We start from the raw sequence: 20,763 nt of genomic DNA on the forward strand, positions 1-20,763 counted from the left end.
CATCAAAATAAAAATCTATGGAATTTCATCATCTGTTAAAAAAAATTGTACAGGAAGGAAACACCCACGCCAAGTGGCTGAACACACTTTCTTTTATGGAAAATGCCGGTGCAAGAAAAATATCAAAATGTGAACATCCAACATTGGTTTCTCAGATACAGCTGAAACACGCTGCTGAAGAGCACCGCCACGCTTATTATTTAAAGAAACAAATAGGGAAAATCAATCCTGAACTTTGCAAAACCTACGAAACTACAGAACTTCTGGCACCTATTGCAACAAGCCAATATCTTCACTCATTGGATATTAAAGCCTGCCGTTATCTTCAGAAAGCATTCAATCTTGATAAGGTAGATATTAAGTATGCAGCCTATCTTTTTGTAACCTATGCTATTGAAGTTCGTGCTGATGAGCTTTACCCAGTATATCAGCAAGTACTTACGGAAGCGTCTTCTAAAATCATGGTAAAATCGATCATTCTTGAAGAAGAGGGACATTTGGAAGAAATGATTCATCAGCTCAATGAATTTGCTCCAGACTGGAAGCATCATGCAGAACATATTTTAACCATTGAAAAAGAATTACATGAAGAATGGATCAATGCTGTTACCCAGGAAGTCGCTCAGTTGAATTATGCTTAGCAACAGCTCTCGTTTTCAGGAATCTCTTGATAAAAGAAAAGAGGAGGGAACGTTAAGGCGTTTACGGCTTCAACCTGATGGAATTGATTTTTATTCCAACGATTATCTGGGATTGGCAAAAAGCAAAGAACTTCAGCATTTATTGCTGCAAAAGATTACGGATAACCCTCAGTTGCTTTCCGGAAGTACAGGTTCAAGGCTGATTAGCGGAAATAGTGATATTGCAGTTTCTGTGGAAAAGGATATTGCCCAAAAACATCATTTCGAATCAGCATTGCTTTTTCCGTCGGGATATAATGCAAATCTGGCTTTGTTTTCTACGCTTCCCAGTCGTCACGATACCGTTATTGTGGACGAACAGATTCATCGGTCAGTACATGATGCCTGTAAACTTTCGAATGCTAGAAAATTGAAATTCAAGCATAATGAGATTGAAGATCTTGAAAATATTTTAAAAAGACAGGAAGGTCATTGTTATATCGCTATAGAAAGTCTTTATTCCATGGAAGGAGATTTTGCTCCTATTCAGGAAATTGCTTCGATTGCAGGTAAATATAAAGCTTCTTTGATTGTAGATGAAGCCCATGCATTTGGAATCTTTGGATATGGATTGATTGAAAAATATCAATTACAACATCATGTTTCAGCGGCAGTTGTGACCTATGGAAAAGCTCTTGGAGCCCATGGAGCGGCAATTCTCTGTAATGAAACGGTGAAATCTTACCTGATCAATTTTGCAAGTCCGTTCATTTATACCACATCAGCACAGGATTTCCAGTGGATAAGTATAAAAACAGGATATGAATTTTTAGATCAGCATCATGAACTAGCAGTAAAGCTTCAGGATAATATTAAAATTTTCCGAAGCAGAAATTTACAGTCTCCGTCAGCAGAAACAAGTCCGGTTCAGGCTATTGTAATTCCAGATAACCAAAGATTAAAAGAATTACAGGGCACTTTATCTGAAGAAGGATTTTTAACCTACGCCATCTACAGCCCTACAGTAAAAGAAGGAAGTGAACGGTTAAGAATATGTCTTCACAGCTTTAATACAGAAGAAGAAATTATGAAACTGACAGAAATTATTAAAGAATTTATTTAAAATAAAAAGGGAAAATAAAGCAATTTTCTCGGAAAACTTCCAATCACGAATCACGAAAACATGAAATTATTTATAACAGGAATAGGAACCGAAATAGGGAAAACAGTCTGTTCAGCCGTTTTAGTACAGTATTTTAAAACAGAATACTGGAAACCCATACAGTCTGGAGATCTTCATTATACAGACAGTCATAAAATTGAAGCCTGGACAGATACCGACTTTTGCCATCCGGAAACTTTCCGTTTACAGCTGGCTGCATCGCCACATCAGTCTGCAAGAGAAGAAAATATCACCATCAACCTGAATGATTTTCAACTCCCAAAAACAGCAAGTCCACTAATTGTAGAAGGAGCCGGAGGGCTTATGGTACCCATATCAGACACTACTTTCATGATCGATCTGATTGAAGAATTAAACCTTTCGGCAGCATTGGTAGTGAGAAATTATTTAGGATGTATTAATCACAGTTTGTTGTCAATCATCGCGCTACGACAGAGAGAAATTCAGCTGGAATATTTAATTCTTAATGGAGATTTTCCGGAAGACACAGAAAGAGTGATCTGCAGTTTTATCGAAAAAGAAACAAAAATTATAAAGATTCCGGAGATCAATACTACCGATAAGGAATCTATACAACTTGCTGCAAAGCAATTAACAATAACAAAAATAGGATAATGGATACAAAAACAACATTAAGAAACAACTGGACTAAAGAAGAAATTGAGGAAATTTATCACCTTCCTCTCATGGAACTGATCTATAAAGCAGCCACCGTACACCGCGAATGGCATGATCCTTCTGAAGTACAGATTTCCACTTTATTATCCATCAAAACCGGCGGATGTCCTGAAGACTGTTCATACTGTGGACAGGCAGCCCGTTATCACACGAATATTAAAGTACAGGCTTTATTGCCTACAGAAACTGTAATTGCCCATGCCCAGAAAGCAAAAGATTCCGGATCATCAAGATTCTGTATGGCTGCTGCATGGCGTGAAGTTCGTAATAACCGTGATTTCGACAGGGTAATTGATATGGTAAAAGGCGTAAACGATCTTGGTCTGGAAGTTTGCTGTACACTGGGAATGCTTACCGAAGAACAGGCGATCAGATTGCAGGAAGCAGGATTATATGCTTACAATCACAATCTGGATACTTCTGAGCAATATTATGAAGAAATCATCTCTACTAGAACTTTTGACAATAGAATCAATACCATCAATAACGTAAGAAAAGCAGGAATCACAGTATGTTCCGGAGGAATTATCGGGCTTGGTGAAACCCACAGAGATAGAATTTCAATGCTTCTGACGTTGGCAACAATGCCAAAACATCCGGAATCTGTTCCTATCAATGCATTAGCGAGAGTTGCAGGAACACCGTTAGAAGACAATGAGAAAGTAGATACCTGGGAAATGGTAAGAATGATTGCCACAGCAAGAATTGTAATGCCTTCTTCTATGGTGAGATTAAGTGCTGGTCGTATAGAAATGTCGGAAACCGAGCAGGCATGGTGCTTTATGGCAGGAGCCAATTCTATTTTCACAGGAGAAAGAGAAACGTTATTGGTAACACCTAATCCTGGAGTTTCCGAAGATATGCAGATGCTTCAGACATTAGGACTGAAACCAATGATGAAAAAAGAAACATGCTGCTAGATAATTATGAATGATAAATTATGAGTGATGAGTTGGATTATTGTTATTATAGCACTTATTATAAAATTGGTTTTTGAATTTTTATAAACTACTGTAATCGGATATGAGTTGGAAAACGCAAAGACGCGAAGATTTTGAAGGTAAATAATATTTTAAAGCGCAATGATTTTATCTCCGATAAAATTGAAAAGTACAAATTTTATCCTTTTGCAAGTTATGAATGATATAAAAAATCTACGGGAAAATTATAACACATTCTTTGCTGAAAATCTAATATTGAGCGAAGTCGAAATTTTTTTGCGCCTTAAAATATTAGCAATCGATGATAAATTTTGCGCCTTTGCACTTAATCTAACATTTAACATATTCAACTAAATTATTGTTAGATCCAATTTCATCACTCATTATTACTTTTTTACATCAATATATGAATACAATAACAAAAGAAATCAGCCTGCAACAGAGAGATAAATCCGTCAACTGGCATCCCTATACGCAGATGAAAACAGCTGACGATATTATTCCCATTGTAAAGGGAAAAGGAGTTTACCTTTATGATAATGAAGGTAAACAATATCTGGATGTTGTTTCATCATGGTGGGTAACGTTGCACGGGCATTCACATCCTTATATTGCACAACGTGTTTTTGAGCAGTTAAGCACGCTGGAACAGGTTATTTTTGCAGGATTTACGCATGAACCGGCTGTAAAGCTTTCAGAAAACTTACTGAAGCTGCTTCCGGCTGGTCAGGAAAAGGTTTTTTACTCCGATAATGGTTCTACAGCAGTAGAAGTTGCATTAAAAATGTGTATTCAATATGCATATAATCAGGAAAAAAAGAAAACCAAGATTTTAGCTTTTAAAAATGCATATCACGGAGATACCTTCGGAGCGATGTCTGTAAGCGGAAAGAGTTTCTGGACAAGACCTTTCGAAAGCATGCTGTTTGAAGTTGTTTTTATTGACACCCCCAATGCTGAGAACCTGGATAGTTTACATGCGCAGATTAAAGAATTAGCCGATGAAGTAGCCTGTTTTATCTATGAGCCATTAGTTCAGGGTGCTGCCGGAATGTTGATGTATAAAGCAGAAGATCTCAGCCAGTTGATGAAATACTGCAGGGAAGAAGGAGTCCTTATGATTCAGGATGAAGTTTTTACAGGATTTGGGAGAACGGGTAAGCTTTTCGCAGCAGATTATCTCACAGAAAAACCGGACATTATGTGTTTTTCAAAAGGATTGACAGGAGGAACAATACCTATGGGAATCACGACCTGTTCCAACGAAATATACAATGCTTTCCTTTCTGATGACCGTTATAAAACCTTATTTCACGGGCATTCGTTTACAGCTAATCCTTTAGCATGTACCGCAGCTCTTGCCAGCATGGAACTATTACTTACAGACGAAACTCAAATGAATATCAACCGCATTACACATCAGCATTCTGAGTTTGTGAAAGCACTTGCTTTTCATCCTCATGTAGAAAAGGTTCGACAAATCGGAACTATTTTAGCGTTCGATTTTAAAACCGGGAATGATACTTCTTATTTCAATGAAATAGGGAAGAAGCTTTACAATGAATTCTTACAGAGAGGGATTATCATGAGGCCGTTGGGAAATGTAATCTATCTGGTTCCTCCGTATTGTATTACTTCCGAAGAATTAGACTTTGTATATCAGGATATTATGGAAGTTTTGGATCTGTTTAAAGAGTAAACAATCCGTTTTTCGGTAATAATTATTTTTAATTTTTTTAATGTACCTTATAGGTTTCCAGAACCTATAAGGTTTTTATGTTTAATGCTGGTGCCAGTATTTTTTAAAGTTCCTGTTCTGCTTTCTTCAATACACTAATCAGCTCTTTCAATTCATCTTTACTGAATTCCAATAAATTCTGGTTTAAATAATGAGACGGAATTTTTATATAATTAACCCACGAAGAAAGTTTTTCCCGATAAACACTTCCAAATTCAATATTACTCATCGTAACAAACTTGTATTTGGTTTCCTGATTCGCCTTTTCATTTTCTCTCTGTTCAACAGTCTGAAGAGCCTGAATCAGTTTTCCCAGTTCATTCTTATCAAGGGTGAGTGTTTTTTTGGATATTTCATCAAATGTTTCGTATTCATACATGATTCCCAGAAGAGATTCTGATGAGCTGTCAGATACATCTTTCGTTACAATTTTTTGAATATTCAGGTTTTTAAACTTACCCAGATTGGTGATTTTTTTCTCAATTAATGTACCTTTTCTTGAATTGACAGTAAGTCCGCGGGATGTGGTATTAGATCTTTGAATCGTTGGCGGAGGCGCTATCTGTGCACCTGCCCATGTACCTAGTACACAGGATATCAAAATAATGATTCTTTTCATTTGTAAAAATTGTTATTAGTTTTTATACACTTAAAATTATACTGTAATATTCGACAATATATAAAATATTAATCAAATAGTTTTAGCCAAGTTCATTTCCCCAGGAATGAAGTTCGGAAAGAATAGGTCCCAGCTTTTGCCCTTTCTCCGTTAATTTATAATAGACTTCCGGCGGAAAATTATAAACTTCAATCCGTTCAATAATAAAATCATCTTCCAGCTGCTTCAGCTGCTCTGCCAATACTTTCTTGGAAACCCGGGGTATATTTCGCCAAAGCTCCACAAAACGCACCTGATCTTCTTCCAAAAGATTATGCAGGATTAAAGGTTTCCATTTACCCGAAAGAATTGTCAGGCTTCGTCTTAATCCACAGTTTTTATATTCTTCAAAATTCATAAGTTCATTGAATATTTATGGTTAACCTTTTGGTAACCTTCGATTGTTTTACCCTCATTGGGCAATAGCTTTGCTATACAAACTTAAGTAAAATGAAATTACAATTATGGCGCAATGCAACATTGCTATTGAATATTGACGGCATTTCTATTCTGGTGGATCCCATGCTAGGAGATAAAGGCTCTATGGGAAAGATGCCTATGACAGACAGTGAATTACTGAACCCCCTAGTAGGACTGCCTTTCAGCAGAGAAGAATTAAAGAAAAAATTAGAAGGAATTGATGCTGTGGCGGTAACCCATCTTCATCCAGATCATTGGGATACTGAGGCTATTGAGCTTCTTGATAAAAATATTCCGATCATCTGTTCTGATTCTATTTCAGACCATATTGCAGCACAAGGATTTACCAATATTATTGCTTTGAATAATAAGATTCAGTGGAAAAATATTGAGATATCTACAACCAAAGGTCAACATGGAACCGGAGAAATCGGAGAAAAAATGGGAATCGTAAATGGTTTTGTTTTTAAAAAAGAAAATCAATCTGTCTACATTGTAGGAGATACCATCTGGTATGATGAAATTGCACAAGAAATTGACAAACACAAACCACAGCACATTATTGTAGCTGGAGGTGCTGCTACTTTTTCCGTAGGAGATCCTATTATCATGACCAGTGAAGATATTATAAAAGTCTGCAAATACGCTCCGGAATCCACTGTTTGGGTAACTCATCTGGAAGCCGTAAGTCATTGCAGGGAAGACCGAAAATATATCAAAGAGAAGATTAATGAAAATGGATTAGCTACAAGATGTTTTATCCTTGATGATGGAGAAAAAGTTGACTTTCATTTTTAATTTTTGAATACAAAAATGACTCAAAAAGAAGTAATATAGAGACAAATAAAAAAGGATAGAAATGAGTTCTATCCTTTTTTATTTATCAAATGGTAATTTTAATCTTCTACACACTTATTTCTCGCAGCTTTCAATCCAAAATACAGCATCAGCAATACCGCACAGCTTAATAAATAAAATGAACTGTTCCAGGAAATATCCCAATCATGCAGTTTTCCAAACAATGGAGGCCCGAATGCGGCAATCAGGTATCCTACAGACTGCGCCATTCCCGATATCTTAACTGCATTGATACTGCTTTTCGTTCTCGTAGAAAAGAACAGGATCGAAAGACTGAAAGACAACCCATTGGAAATCCCTATAATTACGGCATTCACATAGATCCACTGAGATTTCATGAATACAAACATCATTGTACTTCCAAACATCAAGGTACATATAAATAGGATCATGATCCTCTGATCTTTCATTTTACTGGCAATAATTGGGCAGCAGAACGTCACAGGAATCATCGTGATCTGAATTACAAAGAACACCCAGCCGGAGCTTTCTCCCTGCATATGAAAATCAGCAAGAAATGAGGGAAGCCAGGCTACCAGACAATAATAAAATAAAGACTGTAGTCCCATGAAAATGCTGATATTCCATGCCTGAGCAGATTTGAACATATTAAAATCTGAAGTACTGAGTGCTGTTTTAGATGGGTTTGGATTCTTTTTATTGAATATAAATTCCAATGACAACACCAGAACCCCCAATGCCGCAATCACGAGCCAGATTCCCAGAGAACCTTTCCACCCAAATCCTGTCAATTCTCCGATTTTCACACTGAATCCTGAAGCTAAAGCAGCTGTGAGATTCATAGACACAGCAAAAATACCTGTCATGAGAGCAATCTGCTTAGGGAAATTATTCTTAACATATCCAGGAGTGACCACATTTCCGATACATATTCCCAAACCAATAAATATCGATCCTAAAAATAACAGCCAAAGTGATCCGGTAATCCGCAGAAACAATCCGAAACTTAAAATAATCAGAGAATACATCAATAGTTTACTGATCCCTAACTTATTAGAAAACCTGCTTACAAGCACAGAGCACGCTGCAAACATAAACAGTGGAATAGAGGTAAGCAGGCTCACCTGAAAATTATCAAGTTTCAAAGCATCTCTTATCTCTCCCAATACAGGAGCAACTGCCACAATCGGTGATCGCAGATTGCTTGAAATTAATATAACTACCAGAACATTAATAATTAATAAAACATACGAAGCATTCTTTTTTACTCCATTCTTCATCATAATAAAAACTTTTGTACAAAATTAGCACAGTAATTTTGTTTAATTTTGCCAAAGTTTTAACCTAAAACGACATGAACATCAACGACAGTATAGAAATAGACGAACTGAAGAAACCTTATTTTGTATGGTTTGAAGAAAACTGGGTTCACGATGATGTTCTCCATAATCACCAGAAAGGCCAGCTGGTATATGTAGAAAGCGGTTTTCAGTATATTACTATTGAAGAAAAAATATACCTTCTTCCTCAGAACCATGCCGTGTGGATTCCTCCCCATGCTGTTCATAAGACCAATTCCCATTCTGAAAAGATCAAACTGATGATCATGTTTGCAGATATTGATACCAAAGAACCTTTTTATCAAGAAATAAATGTATTTTCTGTTCCCCCGGTTTTAAAAGAAATGATAAAATATGCTGAAAAGTGGTCTAAGCTAATGATATCGGGCAACGATGAAAATTTATTTTTGAAAGCACTTTTCAATGAACTTCCAAGGATTGTAGAACATTCTCTGACCCTCCATATCAGCCTTCCAAAAGATAAACGGCTTACCAGAGTCATGGAGCATCTTCATAATCATTATCAGGATGAAATCAAGATGGAGGATCTCAGTGATGCAGCCCTTTTATCTTTTCGTACGCTGGAGCGTATTTTTAAAAAGGAGACTGGGCTTACCTTAAGTAAATACCAGCAAATGCTTCGTATTATTAAAAGTCTTGAGCTTTTAAGTTCAGAAAATTTCACCATTTCAGAAACAGCTTATAAGGTAGGATATAAGAGTGTTCAGGCCTATTCTAAAAGTTTTTTTTCCATGATGAAGTTCAGGCCTACAGATTTCATTAAAACTATTTAATAACCTTTTAAAGCAATTACAAAGCGGGTTGAAATATATTTAAAAAGGGATTTATTAACCCTTTAAAAGTTTGAATATTCCTTTATACAAAAGCAATTAACTTGTTTGAAAAATGGAATATTTCACATTTTAGTCAATTTTCCACTTCAGTAGGCTATATTCAATTATGAGATTGTTCAAAATAAAAAGGTCTCCACGAATGGAGACCTTAAAAAAACACAAATGATGAAAAAAAATTATTTCGATTCACAAATATAAGCAAAAATCCCGTTATACAAGACACTATAAGCTCATTTTTTTTAAAAAATATTTATTTTAAGTAAAAATAATTATTCTCTAAATGATTTTACTTTTTTTTAGGATTCCGGAATTCTTTATATAAAAATGTTCCTTATCAAAGATAATTCGCCATCTGATGAATTGTGTGCTGTTTTTTAAGCAAAATAAAATATTCATTAAAAGTGAATTATTAAAGAATTACAGCCTATATAAGTCTATATCTAAACAAATATTTAACTATTTTATGACGCTACTCATAAAATTCAGTACGGTTTTTGTATTAGTTTTCCAAAACATATAATTGCATGGGGCCAAAAACATTCAAGGGAGTTCCTACACAAACATTCGGAGGTTTCCACGATACGGAAAGCAGAATACTATTTAAGCAGGACTTAATTCCGTTGAAGTTTGAAATATTGAGAGAAAGATTCTTATCAATTAATAAATGGGAAGATTTTTGCGGAAAGACATTTGCAGCATTTAAACTCTATGACTTCAATGGTCATCCGGTAGATCGTGAACCTCAAAAAGGAGATTTTATCCGTATTGATATTCCGGGACCAGGTGAGAAGGAAGCCAAAGGATATGATTGGGTAGAAATTAGTGATATCTGTTTCTATCAGGACAGCTTTTCCGAAAGTATATCGATAATCTGCAGACCATCCATCAATCCGCAAAATAAAAAAAGCAGGCATATTGCTCATTTTTACAGTTCTGCTGCCAGCTCTACCTTTATGATCTCCAGAAATCCGGCTCACTTGAAAGCCGCAGTATACGGACGAAATGAAAGGCCTAATCTTAATGCTAATTTTCTTGATATTATAAGAAATCTTATCATTGCACCCGGAGGAATGATGGGGGCTGCTAAAATACAATGGAAGCAGCTTACTGATGGTTTTTTGAATCTTGATTAAAATACTTCTGCCTTTTTTGATCTAAGTCAAAGTTTTGTATTTGTTGTACAGGGACATTTGCACCCGAATATTTTAAACAAAATTTATGAGTACAACATTAGAAAAAGGGCAGACTATTAATTTCTACCAGGCAACCGCTCCAATTATTATTTCGGTATTTGCAGTATACCTTACCATAGGAATTGCTTTGGGAGTTCTTCCCAGGTTTGTCCAGAACACTTTAGGCTTTAACAGCATTATTGTAGGGCTTGTGATTGGATTACAATCGCTGTCAACACTTTTAACCCGTGCCTATTCCGGAAAAATAACAGATACCAGAGGAGCTAAGAAAAGTAAAATGGCTGGCGTAATACTGGCTGTTATTGCAGGAATTGTTTACGTTTTGGCCGTCTTGCTTCAGGCTCATCCGGTTCTTTCACTTGCTTTTCTGATATTAGCGAGAATCATTCATGGGGTGGGTGAAAGTTTTCTGGTTACCGGAGCATTAACGTGGGGAATAGATCTTGTAGGGGCTTCCAGTTCCGGAAAAGTAATGACCTGGAATGGTATTGCCATGTATGCCGGAATTGCCATTGGAGCCCCTCTCAGTATCTGGTTGAGTAAAGAATACAACATTTTGCCGGCCTTTATTCTTATTGCCTTACTTCCGTTGGTAAGATGGCTTTCCACTGCAAAACTTCCATCTATTCCTGTAGATAAAGATCATGTGAGAACACCTTTCTACAAAGTAATTGGTGCCATATCAGGTCAGGGTTTAAGCCTTGCTTTTTCATCAATGGCTTTTGGATGTATTGCCTCTTTTATTGCTTTATTTTTTTCAGAGAAAAATTGGGGTGATGCTTCGCTTGCTTTTATGATTTTCGGAATATGTTATGTCTTAACTAGAATTTTCTTCGCTTCTTTTCCTGACAAGTACGGAGGTTTTACAATCGCATTAATTTCTCTGATCATAGAAGTGGCAGGACAAATGCTAATCTGGACTTCTGGTTCAAAAATAGCCGCTATTATCGGCTGTGGATTGACTGGTGTTGGATTTTCATTGATTTTTCCAGCGTTGGGCGTTCTTGCTATTCAAAAAGTAAAACCACAGATGAGAGGAACCGCATTAGGAGCTTATGTAGCTTTTGTTGATCTTTCATTAGGGCTGGCAGGGCCTATTGCTGGATTAATTGCCGGATGGTTTGATTATCAGACTGTATACTTACTTGGAGGAATCAGCTGTGTCATTGCAATGGTTATTTTACTATTTAATAAAAAATAAAAATGGAAAACGCTGTAACAACTCAAATAAAAGAAACGAAAAAAATACGTTCTGTATTTACCGTTAAAAAGAAACTATTGATTACCCCACATCTTATCCGTGTTGTATTTCATATTGATGAAAACAAGGCTGAATTATTAACCAATGTGAAATCTGGTTCTAACAACAAAATCTTTATCCCAACTGAGGAAAGTGGCACTGTTATGAGAACTTATACCAACAGAAAAATTGATCTGGAAAAAAAGGAACTGAGCATTGATTTTGTTGTTCACGGTGATAATGGTCCGGCTTCTGCCTGGGCATTGAAAGCCAATCCGGGAGATCTTTTAGAAATAGGAATGAAAGAAAGTACAAAACCTTTAATTCCTGAAGCTGATTTTTATCTGATGGCAGGAGACGCAACGGCACTACCTGTGATTTGTACCATCGCAGAACAGTTTCCATCTTATGTAAGAGCAAAAATAATATTGGAAGTAGCAGATAAAGAGGACGAGTTGACCCTGTGTTCTGCGGCAGATATTTCGGTAGAATGGCTGCACAATCCTCATCCTGAGCAGGGAAGTAAGCTTGCAGAAAAAGTAAAATCTATTGATTTCCCTCCCGGAGTTTTAAAAGAATATGTTTACATCGCCGCAGAATACACTACCGTGCATGAGCTTCGTACTTATTTCAAAACAATACTGGAATGGGATCCTCATGGAATGTACATTTGCTCGTACTGGAAAGCCGGACAGGCAGAAAACCCGTAGATATTAGAGATGAAACAGTGTAAGCAAAGCCATTTATCCCTATTTTTGCTTACATGCAGGAACTTTTAACTTCATATATCAACAATAGAATATCAGTAACGGATCAGGAATTGGAAACAATTCTTTCTTATTTCAGTCCTCTTCAGTTAAAAAAGAATGAAATTCTTCTTGCCAACGGGCAGAACAGCCAGAGAACTTTTTTTGTCGTCAATGGCTGTCTCCGTATATTTTTTATCAATGAAGAAGGGCAGGACTCTACCAGATATTTTGCTTTTGAAAATCAGTTTGCAACAGCACTTACCAGTTTTATTACTTCTGAACCCTCTGAGGAATTCATAGAAGCCATAGAGGATTCAGAAGTCTATTTTATTACTCATAAAAACTTCTACCATCTTCTGGACATTATCCCACAATGGGAAAAGTTTTACAGGATCTATCTGGAAACGGCTTATGTTAACAATACGAAACGGCTTATGTCTTTCCTTGTTCAGGATGCTCTTGAAAAATACCGTCAACTTCTAGATGAAAATCCGGTTGTCGTAAGAAGACTTTCCAATAAAATGGTGGCTTCTTATCTCAATATTTCACAGGAAACATTAAGCAGATTGAAATCAAGGCTTTGATCTATTATTTTTAATAAGCAATTATAAGAATAAACTTACCGCACAATATAATAGCAGAATTCCCATAATAATATTGACCACTTTATAATGACGGTTCAGAAAATGGTGTAGCTTTTGTCCGGCGACTGCCCATATCCAGGTAGCCGAATTACCTATAAAAGAAAGGGAAAAAGCAAAAATAAGAATGATCCACAGCTCTTTGTATTGAGGGAAAACGAAACTGCTAAATGCTGTTATCCCGTAAATAATAATCTTAACATTAACTAGCTGCAACAAAAATCCTTTCCAAAAATCTCCTGTAGAATGGGAAGACTGTTCTTCTTTTTCAATATCAATTTCGATGGGCTTTCCGGAAATTACCGACCATGCAAGATAGATGAGATAAGCCGCACCAATATATTTCAGGTAATTGAGAAGGAAGCCATAGGTATTCAAAAGAAAACCTGTAAAAAAAGCAGACAGTACCATTACCATCGTAAACCCCGAATAAATCCCAAGAAGCAATGTTTTACTCTTTTGGTATCCTGATTTCATACTGCTGTTCAGAGCAAGAATATTATTGGGACCAGGAAGAAGTGCCGTCAGGACGCTGTAAATGAAAAATGAAAACCACATATATTTTTTTAACAAAATTAAAGAGCGTAAACGCTTCAAACAATCGGAATTATTTATACTTTTACTTCGAAAATATTAAAGTATGGATATTCATCAGCTCAAAAGTTTTAAAACAATTGTTGAAAAGGGAAATTTTCAGGATGCTGCTAAAGAGCTTAATTACTCATTATCTGCCATCAGTTATCAGATTCAACAGCTTGAAAATGAAGTAAAATTTCCTTTGTTTGAAAAAATAGGCCGAAGAATGCTTCCTACTGAACAATCTTTAAAACTGATTCCTCACATTAAAAAAATAGAAGAGGAGATAGAGCAGATTAGACAGCTGAATTCAAAAGACAGAAAAGTAGAAGGAAGCCTTAATATTTCAGTTTCTGACAGCCTGCTTACGTATATCCTGCAACCTGTACTGAAAGAGTTTATTGAAACAGCGCCTGATGTAAAGCTTAGATTAAAAGTAAGAAACTGCTATGAAGTTCAGAAAGAAATTATCCGGAATGATATTGATCTGGGTATTCATTATCAGGTATATGGATATGATGATCAGATCAAAGTCACAGAAGTTTCTACGTTCACAGTAGGGGTGATGGCATCCCCGATATTTTCACAGCAGGAGAGAAATTTTGACAAAAAAGATCAGATAAAATTATGCTCAGTGATCAATAATGATCCGAATGGTGTTTATCAGCAGTATTTTGAAGAATATCTTAAGAAAAAAAATATCACAACCGGTCAGAATATCGAGCTATGGAGCATAGAAGCTATCAAAAAAAGTATCATGAATAATCTGGGAATAGCATGTTTACCACATTTTGTTGTAGAAGAAGAAATCGAAAAAGGAGAGATAACAGAGATTGTCATCAAAGGATTTCAGCGTACCATCACCATGATTACGGCTCATCATTCTAATAAATGGATCAGCCCTGCTATGGAGCTTTTTTTAAAAATTCTTAATGAACAAATGATCTGCGAACCTGCTGTCAGCCTGAGAAATTAAAAGAAAATTAATATCTGAGCCTTCTTAAGAAAAATTTAAGCCTTATATTTGCATCCATGTTAAAATGGTTCTCCATATTATGTTCAATGATGTATGTACTGGCTACCACCAATGCGGGGGAAGTATTGAAAGTGCCTATGTTTGTTGAGCACTTCATGGAATACCATGGAAGCTTTTCAGAATTTGTAATGGAGCATTATGATAATCACAAGGAGGATTCTGATTGGGATGCCGATCAGAAACTGCCATTTATCAATCCGCCAATTGTACTTACCGTACATGCCCAGCTTCCGGAACTTTCATTCGAAATAAAAAAACCTAAGGAAATTACTGTTTCCCAAAAAAGCAGTATTTATAAGGAAAAAGATTTCTCCAATCAATATCTTTCTCAGATTTTCCAGCCTCCACGGCTTTCTTAACCCACTTTACATTGAAAATTAATACTTTATGTTTTTACCTAAAGTAGTGAATTCTTGTTACATATCCATTAATTCGTAATGCGATGTATTGATGCTTAAACCTGAACCAGAGAAGTTACAAACGCTTGTTTTGATACCTTGAATTTTGGGTGAATTTCAGCTTCTATAAAGCATTCCGGATTACAATTAATAGTTTTTCCATGTTAAATAAAATTATTGAGTTTTCTGTAAAGAATAAACTCATCATTGCTCTGTTTACAGGGGCACTCATCCTTTTTGGAGTCTATGAAACCACCAAACTTCCCATTGACGCTCAGCCAGACATTACTAACAACCAGGTTCAGATCATTACCACGGCTCCTTCTTATGGGGCGGCAGATATAGAACGTCTTGTAACCTTTCCTATTGAGCAAGCTACCAGCAACATTAGCGGAATTAAAGAACTGAGAAGCTTTTCACGTTTTGGACTTTCATTAGTAACTGTCGTTTTTGATGATAATACCGATGTGTACTGGGCACGTCAGCAGGTTCAGGAGCGTTTGCAGCTTGTTCAGGACAATATACCGAACGGAATCGGAAAGCCCGAATTAGGGCCCATTTCAACAGGATTGGGAGAGATTTTCCAATATGTGGTAAGAGCCAAAAAAGGATACGAAAATGTATATGATGAAACAGAACTGAGAACCATTCAGGACTGGGTGGTCAGAAGGCAGCTTCTCGGAACAAAAGGCGTGGCAGATGTGAGCAGTTTCGGAGGAAAATTGAAACAATATGAAATTGCCATTAACCCTAATAAACTACAGGCGTTCAACATCAATATCAATGATGTTTTTGCAGCGCTGGAAAAGAATAATCAGAACACTGGCGGTGCATACATTGAAAAGAAAGAAACCGTTCTGTTTATCCGTAGCGAAGGACTTCTGGGAAGTACAGAAGATATTGGAAGCATTCAGGTAGCGGAAACCAAAGATGGCATTCCTGTACATATAAAAGATGTAGCGTCTGTAAAGATCGGTTATGCGACAAGGTATGGCGCTATGACTTATAATGATACCGGAGAAGTGTCCGGAGCAATTGTTCTGATGCTGAAAGGTGAAAATGCCAATGTAGTGATCGGAAATATCAAGCAAAGATTAGAAAAAATTCAGGAATCATTACCGGAAGGAGTAGTGATTGAACCTTTTCTGGATCGTGCTAAAATGGTGAACAACACCATCAGTACCGTAAAAACAAACCTGATGGAAGGGGCTTTGATTGTTGTTTTCATTCTGGTTTTATTTTTAGGAAATTTCAGAGCAGGATTACTGGTGGCTTCCGTTATTCCTTTGGCTATGCTTTTCGCCATTATCATGATGAATATTTTCGGGGTAGGAGGAAATCTGATGAGCCTTGGAGCGCTGGATTTTGGTCTTATTGTAGACGGAGCCGTCATTATTGTGGAAGCCGTACTGCATCAGCTTGCCTATAAAAAGCATTTTGGGAAAGACGATATGCTCACCAAAAAAGAAATGGATGACCAGGTTTCAAGCTCTGCGACCAAAATGGTTAACAGTGCAGTTTTCGGTCAGATCATTATCTTAATCGTATATCTTCCGATTTTTACGCTTCAGGGAATTGAAGGAAAGATGTTCAAACCTATGGCTCAGACCGTTGCTTTTGCATTGATTGGGGCATTTATTCTATCCCTGACTTATATTCCAATGATGAGTTCTCTGGTATTAAGCAGAAAGAAAAAGGAAAAAGAGAATATTTCAGACCGCGTCATGGGTAAAGTAGAAACCGGACATCAGAAACTCCTGATGAAAGCTCTTAAATTCAGAAAAACTATAATTATTGGCGTGTTGATTCTGTTTGCAGGAGCTGTTTTTACGCTTTCCAGAATGGGTGGAGAATTTATTCCGTCTTTGGAGGAAGGCGACTTTGCAGTTGAAATGAGAATCCTTCAGGGAAGTAATATCAATGAGACTAAAAAAGCCACCACTCAGGCCGCAAATATCCTTTTAACACAGTTTCCTGAAGTGGAAAAGGTAGTTATGAAAATCGGTAGTGCTGAAATTCCTACAGAACCAATGCCGATGGATTCCGGAGATATGATTGTTGTTTTGAAACCGAAAAAAGAATGGACTTCTGCAAAATCATTCCCGGAACTTTCTGACAAAATGAGTAAAGCATTAAGTGTTATTCCCGGGCTTACAACAAGTTTCCAATTTCCGGTGCAAATGCGTTTCAATGAGTTGATGACCGGAGCCAGACAGGATGTGGTTTGTAAAATTTACGGCGAAGATCTGGACAGCCTTTCCACGTATGCCAAAAAAATTGGAAGTATCATCAGTACTGTAAAAGGGGCGCAGGATCTTTATATTGAGCCTGTAGTTGGTGCTCCGCAGGTTGTGATTGATTATAACCGTTCCGAACTGTCCCGATATAATATTTCGGTAGCAGATATTAACAGAGTGATCAATATGGCTTTTGCCGGCCAGACTGCCGGAGCTTTGTATGAAGGAGAAAAGAAATTTGATATCGTTGTCCGAATGGATAATGAGCACAAAAAAGATATTACCAGCATTCAGAATCTTCTGGTTCCTACTTCTTCGGGAGAGCAGATTCCATTGTCACAGCTGGCTAAAGTAGAGCTTAAAAACAGTCCGAACCAGATTCAGAGAGAAGATACCAAAAGAAGAATTATCGTAGGATTTAACGCAAGAGGAAGAGATGTTCAGAGCATCGTGGAAGAACTTCAGCAAAAAGCAGGTAAAAATCTGAAACTATCGCCGGGATATACCATTTCTTACGGAGGTGCTTTTGAAAATTTAAATGAAGCCAAAGCCAGATTAGGTATAGCAGTTCCTATTTCATTAGTGATGATTTTCCTGTTATTGTTCTTTGCTTTTGGTTCTGTAAAACACAGCTTGCTGATCTACACCGCTATCCCATTATCAGCGATAGGTGGTGTGTATTTTCTTGCGTTGAGAGGTATGCCTTTCAGTATCAGTGCAGGGGTAGGATTCATCGCTTTATTTGGAGTTGCTGTACTTAATGGAATTGTTTTAATATCTGAGTTTAACCGATTGAAAAAGAATGGAATAAATAATACCAACAGAATTGTACTCATAGGTACAAAAATAAGGCTTCGTCCCGTTTTAATGACCGCTTTTGTAGCCTCTCTGGGATTTCTTCCCATGGCAATCAGCAACGGTGCAGGAGCCGAAGTACAGAGACCGTTGGCTACTGTTGTCATCGGTGGTTTGATGCTTGCGACCCTTTTAACCTTATTTGTACTTCCAATTTTATACGTCCTGTTTGAACATATTAATAAAGATAAAATGAAATTCTCAAAAAAACTCAACTATAAAAAACTGTCTGTTTTCTTGTTGTTATTGTCCTTCGGAATTAATCAGGCTCAGGAAAACATCACCTATGATCAGGCTTTGGAAAAAGCATACCAGCAGAACGGTACTCTTAAAAACTCAAAATTAGTATCAGATTATCAGGAAAAACTGAAGGCCAGCTATTTGGATATTCCCCAAACGGAAGTTACAGGTGGATTTGGGCAAATTCAGGGAGAGGAAACGGATAATTCATTCGGAATTTCTCAGAGGTTCAGCTTTCCGACCGTCTATTCGAAAAGAAAACAAATGCTGGATGCCGAGTGGTCTGCCAGTGTCATCAATCAGAATCTGACCAAAACACAGCTTAACAAAGAAGTTACAGACGTTTTCTACAGGATACTGGTGCTTCAGGAGAAGAAAAAAGTGCTGGAATACATCAGCCAGCTGTATAATAATTTTGCAGACAAAGCCGGATTAAGATTAAAAAAAGGAGAAGCCAATATTCTGGAGGAATCTACCGCTGAAATTCAGAAAGAACAGGTAAAAGTACAGTTGAATACTCTTGAAAATGATTTGAATATCGCTAAACTTCAGCTTCAGTTATTACTTCAATCTACAACACCTTACCAACCCATTGCAGACCAGCCTACAATGAACATTGGTCTACAGATTTCTGAAGAAATGGTAAAACAGCACCCTGAACTTCAATATCTGCAGCAACAGATTAAAGTAGGTGAGGCAGAAGTACAACTTGAAAAAAGCAGACTGCTTCCGGATCTTCTTATAGGATATACCAATCAGAGTATGAAAAACATCAATAATAATCGTTTCAACTCAGTTCAGGTGGGAGTGGGAATTCCATTGTTTACAAAAGGACAAAGAGCTTTAGCCAAAGCAGCACAAGCTAAAATCGCCATCTCCGAAAATCAATATCAGAGAAAAGAAATTGAGCTTAAAAACAGACTGAATCAACAGTTAAATAATTATATGAACCAACAGCGGATCATCGAAAATTATCAACAAAAACAGCTTCCAAAATCTGAAATCATTTTAAAAACAGCCCAGAAACAAATGGAAGTAGGGGAAATAGATTATCTGAACTGGGTGATACTGGTGAATCAGGCCGTAAAAACCAAGGCAGATTATATTGATCAGCTGGAAAAACTTAATCAGATCGGAGCTGAACTTCAATTCTTAATTTCAAAATAATACCATCATGCATTTCAAGAATATATCACTATACAGCCTTGCTTTCATCCTTACTTTATCTTCATGTTCAGGAAAAAAAGAAGAGGAAAAAACCGTTTACGAAAACACTAAATTTTCTAAAAATGACAAAAACTCCGTTCATCTTACAGAAAAACAGATTCAGTCTGTAGGGTTAACAACCACCACCATTCAAAATAGGAATATGGAGAAACTGGTAAGGCTGAACGGAAAAGCAGAAATTGCACCTTCCCACATTAGTTTGGTTTCCAGTATTATGGGTGGACATATCAAGTCTATCAATGTCATTAATGGAAGCCATTTCAGTAAAGGACAGGTACTCGCTGTTGTGGAAGATCCTCAGTTTATACAATTGCAGCAAGATTATCTGGTGACAAAAGCTCAGCTCGAAGCGGCAAGACTGAATTTTAACCGTCAGAAAGATTTGAATACAAGCAAAGCCAGCAGCGATAAGACTATGCAGACCGCTCAGGCGGATTATTCTACTTTGAACGCTACTTTAAAAGGGCTGGAAGAAAAGCTGAGAATCATCGGAATTAACGCCAAAGGTCTGACTACCGGAAATATCAGAAGTAAGATCAATATTTATGCTCCGTTTACAGGTTTTGTAAGCAAAATTCTGGTGAATAACGGGCAGTATATCAACCCTGCAGATACTTTATTTGAACTCATCAATCCAGCTGGATTACTTTTGGAGCTAAAGATTTTTGAAAATGATGTGAATGATGTAAAATTGGGACAGGAAATTTTGGTGTACAATAACCAGCATCCGGATGTGAAATCGAATGCTAAAATTGTCAGCGTAGTTCCAAGTATTGAAAACGGAGGTTCTGCAACGGCAATCGCCAAATTATCTTCTGTAAATACTGAATTTGTAAAAGGAATGTATGTGAATGCCGAAGTAAATATCAGCAGTCGTTATACACAAGGACTTCCCAACGAAGCGGTAGTCTCTTTTGAAAACAAAAATTATGTTTTTGAAGACCTTGGTAAATCCAATTACAAAATGATTCCCATAGTGACCGGAATTTCAGATGACCAGTTTACAGAGGTATTAAAAGCTGATTTTTTAAAGGATAAGAAAATTGTACAGAAAGGAGCTTACAGCCTTCTGATGATGCTTAAAAACAAAGCAGAATAGTATTAAATAAATTCTATATTA

Annotated in this window: 19 protein-coding genes; 15 read left to right on the forward strand and 4 right to left on the reverse strand. The window is 36.8% G+C overall.

Features of this window, described 5'->3' with window-relative positions:
• Positions 1–17: 17 nt before the first annotated feature.
• The 5 genes from CQ046_RS13090 (at position 18) to bioA (ending at position 5,121) form a co-directional block, all read left to right on the forward strand.
• Positions 18–641 carry a hypothetical protein gene (locus CQ046_RS13090; RefSeq protein WP_105702676.1) on the forward strand — a complete coding sequence of 208 codons (624 nt, stop codon included), beginning with the start codon at positions 18–20 and terminating at the stop codon, positions 639–641.
• Positions 634–1,743, forward strand: a complete 1,110-nt coding sequence (locus CQ046_RS13095) for an aminotransferase class I/II-fold pyridoxal phosphate-dependent enzyme (RefSeq protein WP_105702677.1) — start codon at positions 634–636, stop codon at positions 1,741–1,743. The genes CQ046_RS13090 and CQ046_RS13095 overlap by 8 nt, the downstream gene beginning before the upstream one ends.
• Before the next feature lie 60 nt (positions 1,744–1,803).
• Positions 1,804–2,418 carry a dethiobiotin synthase gene (gene bioD, locus CQ046_RS13100; RefSeq protein WP_105702678.1) on the forward strand — a complete coding sequence of 205 codons (615 nt, stop codon included), beginning with the start codon at positions 1,804–1,806 and terminating at the stop codon, positions 2,416–2,418.
• Entirely contained in the window at positions 2,418–3,401 is a 984-nt protein-coding gene (gene bioB / locus CQ046_RS13105) for a biotin synthase BioB (RefSeq protein ID WP_047374806.1), read from the forward strand. The genes bioD and bioB overlap by 1 nt, the downstream gene beginning before the upstream one ends.
• A 427-nt stretch (positions 3,402–3,828) precedes the next feature.
• Entirely contained in the window at positions 3,829–5,121 is a 1,293-nt protein-coding gene (gene bioA / locus CQ046_RS13115) for an adenosylmethionine--8-amino-7-oxononanoate transaminase (protein ID WP_105702681.1), read from the forward strand.
• 103 nt (positions 5,122–5,224) lie between these two features.
• On the opposite strand, the gene CQ046_RS13120 is transcribed toward bioA, so the two are convergent.
• The gene (locus tag CQ046_RS13120; protein ID WP_105702683.1) at positions 5,225–5,779 is read right to left on the reverse strand and encodes a hypothetical protein; all 555 of its coding nucleotides are present in this window, start codon (positions 5,777–5,779) and stop codon (positions 5,225–5,227) included.
• Between the two features lie 82 nt (positions 5,780–5,861).
• On the reverse strand, positions 5,862–6,176 hold the full coding sequence (locus CQ046_RS13125; protein ID WP_105702684.1) for a winged helix-turn-helix transcriptional regulator: 315 nt from the start codon (positions 6,174–6,176) through the stop codon (positions 5,862–5,864).
• Between the two features lie 92 nt (positions 6,177–6,268).
• Between CQ046_RS13125 and CQ046_RS13130 the strand changes: the two genes are divergently transcribed.
• Positions 6,269–7,036: an MBL fold metallo-hydrolase gene (locus CQ046_RS13130; protein ID WP_105702685.1), complete on the forward strand. Its 768-nt coding sequence runs from the start codon at positions 6,269–6,271 to the stop codon at positions 7,034–7,036.
• Between the two features lie 98 nt (positions 7,037–7,134).
• On the opposite strand, the gene CQ046_RS13135 is transcribed toward CQ046_RS13130, so the two are convergent.
• Positions 7,135–8,340, reverse strand: a complete 1,206-nt coding sequence (locus CQ046_RS13135) for a CynX/NimT family MFS transporter (protein ID WP_228406949.1) — start codon at positions 8,338–8,340, stop codon at positions 7,135–7,137.
• A gap of 71 nt (positions 8,341–8,411) precedes the next feature.
• Here CQ046_RS13135 and CQ046_RS13140 point away from each other — a divergent pair, with 71 nt between their 5' ends.
• From CQ046_RS13140 to CQ046_RS13160, 5 genes are all read left to right on the forward strand, one after another.
• Positions 8,412–9,191 (forward strand): helix-turn-helix domain-containing protein, encoded by a 780-nt coding sequence (locus CQ046_RS13140; RefSeq protein ID WP_105702687.1) that lies wholly within the window; start codon positions 8,412–8,414, stop codon positions 9,189–9,191.
• 584 nt (positions 9,192–9,775) lie between these two features.
• Positions 9,776–10,384 carry a hypothetical protein gene (locus tag CQ046_RS13145; protein ID WP_105702688.1) on the forward strand — a complete coding sequence of 203 codons (609 nt, stop codon included), beginning with the start codon at positions 9,776–9,778 and terminating at the stop codon, positions 10,382–10,384.
• Between the two features lie 85 nt (positions 10,385–10,469).
• Positions 10,470–11,645 (forward strand): MFS transporter, encoded by a 1,176-nt coding sequence (locus CQ046_RS13150; RefSeq protein ID WP_105702690.1) that lies wholly within the window; start codon positions 10,470–10,472, stop codon positions 11,643–11,645.
• Between the two features lie 2 nt (positions 11,646–11,647).
• Positions 11,648–12,394: a siderophore-interacting protein gene (locus tag CQ046_RS13155; RefSeq protein WP_105702691.1), complete on the forward strand. Its 747-nt coding sequence runs from the start codon at positions 11,648–11,650 to the stop codon at positions 12,392–12,394.
• 53 nt (positions 12,395–12,447) lie between these two features.
• Complete coding sequence (locus CQ046_RS13160) at positions 12,448–13,017, forward strand: Crp/Fnr family transcriptional regulator (protein WP_105702692.1); 570 nt, start codon at positions 12,448–12,450, stop codon at positions 13,015–13,017.
• Between the two features lie 21 nt (positions 13,018–13,038).
• On the opposite strand, the gene CQ046_RS13165 is transcribed toward CQ046_RS13160, so the two are convergent.
• On the reverse strand, positions 13,039–13,632 hold the full coding sequence (locus CQ046_RS13165; protein ID WP_105702693.1) for a LysE family transporter: 594 nt from the start codon (positions 13,630–13,632) through the stop codon (positions 13,039–13,041).
• An 82-nt stretch (positions 13,633–13,714) separates the two neighbouring features.
• Between CQ046_RS13165 and CQ046_RS13170 the strand changes: the two genes are divergently transcribed.
• The 4 genes from CQ046_RS13170 (at position 13,715) to CQ046_RS13185 (ending at position 20,742) form a co-directional block, all read left to right on the forward strand.
• Positions 13,715–14,626 (forward strand): LysR family transcriptional regulator, encoded by a 912-nt coding sequence (locus tag CQ046_RS13170; RefSeq protein ID WP_105702694.1) that lies wholly within the window; start codon positions 13,715–13,717, stop codon positions 14,624–14,626.
• Positions 14,627–14,712: 86 nt separating this feature from the next.
• Positions 14,713–15,045, forward strand: coding sequence for a hypothetical protein (locus CQ046_RS13175; protein WP_105702696.1), 333 nt, complete (start codon positions 14,713–14,715; stop codon positions 15,043–15,045).
• Between the two features lie 200 nt (positions 15,046–15,245).
• On the forward strand, positions 15,246–19,583 hold the full coding sequence (locus CQ046_RS13180) for a CusA/CzcA family heavy metal efflux RND transporter (protein WP_105702698.1): 4,338 nt from the start codon (positions 15,246–15,248) through the stop codon (positions 19,581–19,583).
• Positions 19,584–19,590: 7 nt separating this feature from the next.
• Positions 19,591–20,742 (forward strand): efflux RND transporter periplasmic adaptor subunit, encoded by a 1,152-nt coding sequence (locus tag CQ046_RS13185; protein ID WP_105702699.1) that lies wholly within the window; start codon positions 19,591–19,593, stop codon positions 20,740–20,742.
• Positions 20,743–20,763: the final 21 nt, after the last annotated feature.

The sequence above is a fragment of the Chryseobacterium sp. MYb7 genome, from assembly GCF_002979455.1.
In the GTDB taxonomy this organism is placed as follows: domain Bacteria; phylum Bacteroidota; class Bacteroidia; order Flavobacteriales; family Weeksellaceae; genus Chryseobacterium.

Excerpts from the sequence above, each read along its gene's own strand:
- CQ046_RS13130 (WP_105702685.1), top strand. The coding sequence starts at position 6,269 with ATGAAATTACAATTATGGCGCAATGCAACATTGCTATTGAATATTGAC.
- CQ046_RS13145 (WP_105702688.1), top strand. The coding sequence starts at position 9,776 with ATGGGGCCAAAAACATTCAAGGGAGTTCCTACACAAACATTCGGAGGT.
- CQ046_RS13120 (WP_105702683.1), bottom strand. The coding sequence starts at position 5,779 with ATGAAAAGAATCATTATTTTGATATCCTGTGTACTAGGTACATGGGCA.
- CQ046_RS13155 (WP_105702691.1), top strand. The coding sequence starts at position 11,648 with ATGGAAAACGCTGTAACAACTCAAATAAAAGAAACGAAAAAAATACGT.
- CQ046_RS13165 (WP_105702693.1), bottom strand. The coding sequence starts at position 13,632 with ATGTGGTTTTCATTTTTCATTTACAGCGTCCTGACGGCACTTCTTCCT.
- CQ046_RS13160 (WP_105702692.1), top strand. The coding sequence starts at position 12,448 with ATGCAGGAACTTTTAACTTCATATATCAACAATAGAATATCAGTAACG.
- CQ046_RS13090 (WP_105702676.1), top strand. The coding sequence starts at position 18 with ATGGAATTTCATCATCTGTTAAAAAAAATTGTACAGGAAGGAAACACC.
- bioD (WP_105702678.1), top strand. The coding sequence starts at position 1,804 with ATGAAATTATTTATAACAGGAATAGGAACCGAAATAGGGAAAACAGTC.
- bioB (WP_047374806.1), top strand. The coding sequence starts at position 2,418 with ATGGATACAAAAACAACATTAAGAAACAACTGGACTAAAGAAGAAATT.
- CQ046_RS13135 (WP_228406949.1), bottom strand. The coding sequence starts at position 8,340 with ATGATGAAGAATGGAGTAAAAAAGAATGCTTCGTATGTTTTATTAATT.
- CQ046_RS13140 (WP_105702687.1), top strand. The coding sequence starts at position 8,412 with ATGAACATCAACGACAGTATAGAAATAGACGAACTGAAGAAACCTTAT.
- CQ046_RS13185 (WP_105702699.1), top strand. The coding sequence starts at position 19,591 with ATGCATTTCAAGAATATATCACTATACAGCCTTGCTTTCATCCTTACT.
- CQ046_RS13150 (WP_105702690.1), top strand. The coding sequence starts at position 10,470 with ATGAGTACAACATTAGAAAAAGGGCAGACTATTAATTTCTACCAGGCA.
- CQ046_RS13170 (WP_105702694.1), top strand. The coding sequence starts at position 13,715 with ATGGATATTCATCAGCTCAAAAGTTTTAAAACAATTGTTGAAAAGGGA.
- CQ046_RS13125 (WP_105702684.1), bottom strand. The coding sequence starts at position 6,176 with ATGAATTTTGAAGAATATAAAAACTGTGGATTAAGACGAAGCCTGACA.
- CQ046_RS13180 (WP_105702698.1), top strand. The coding sequence starts at position 15,246 with ATGTTAAATAAAATTATTGAGTTTTCTGTAAAGAATAAACTCATCATT.
- CQ046_RS13095 (WP_105702677.1), top strand. The coding sequence starts at position 634 with ATGCTTAGCAACAGCTCTCGTTTTCAGGAATCTCTTGATAAAAGAAAA.
- CQ046_RS13175 (WP_105702696.1), top strand. The coding sequence starts at position 14,713 with ATGATGTATGTACTGGCTACCACCAATGCGGGGGAAGTATTGAAAGTG.
- bioA (WP_105702681.1), top strand. The coding sequence starts at position 3,829 with ATGAATACAATAACAAAAGAAATCAGCCTGCAACAGAGAGATAAATCC.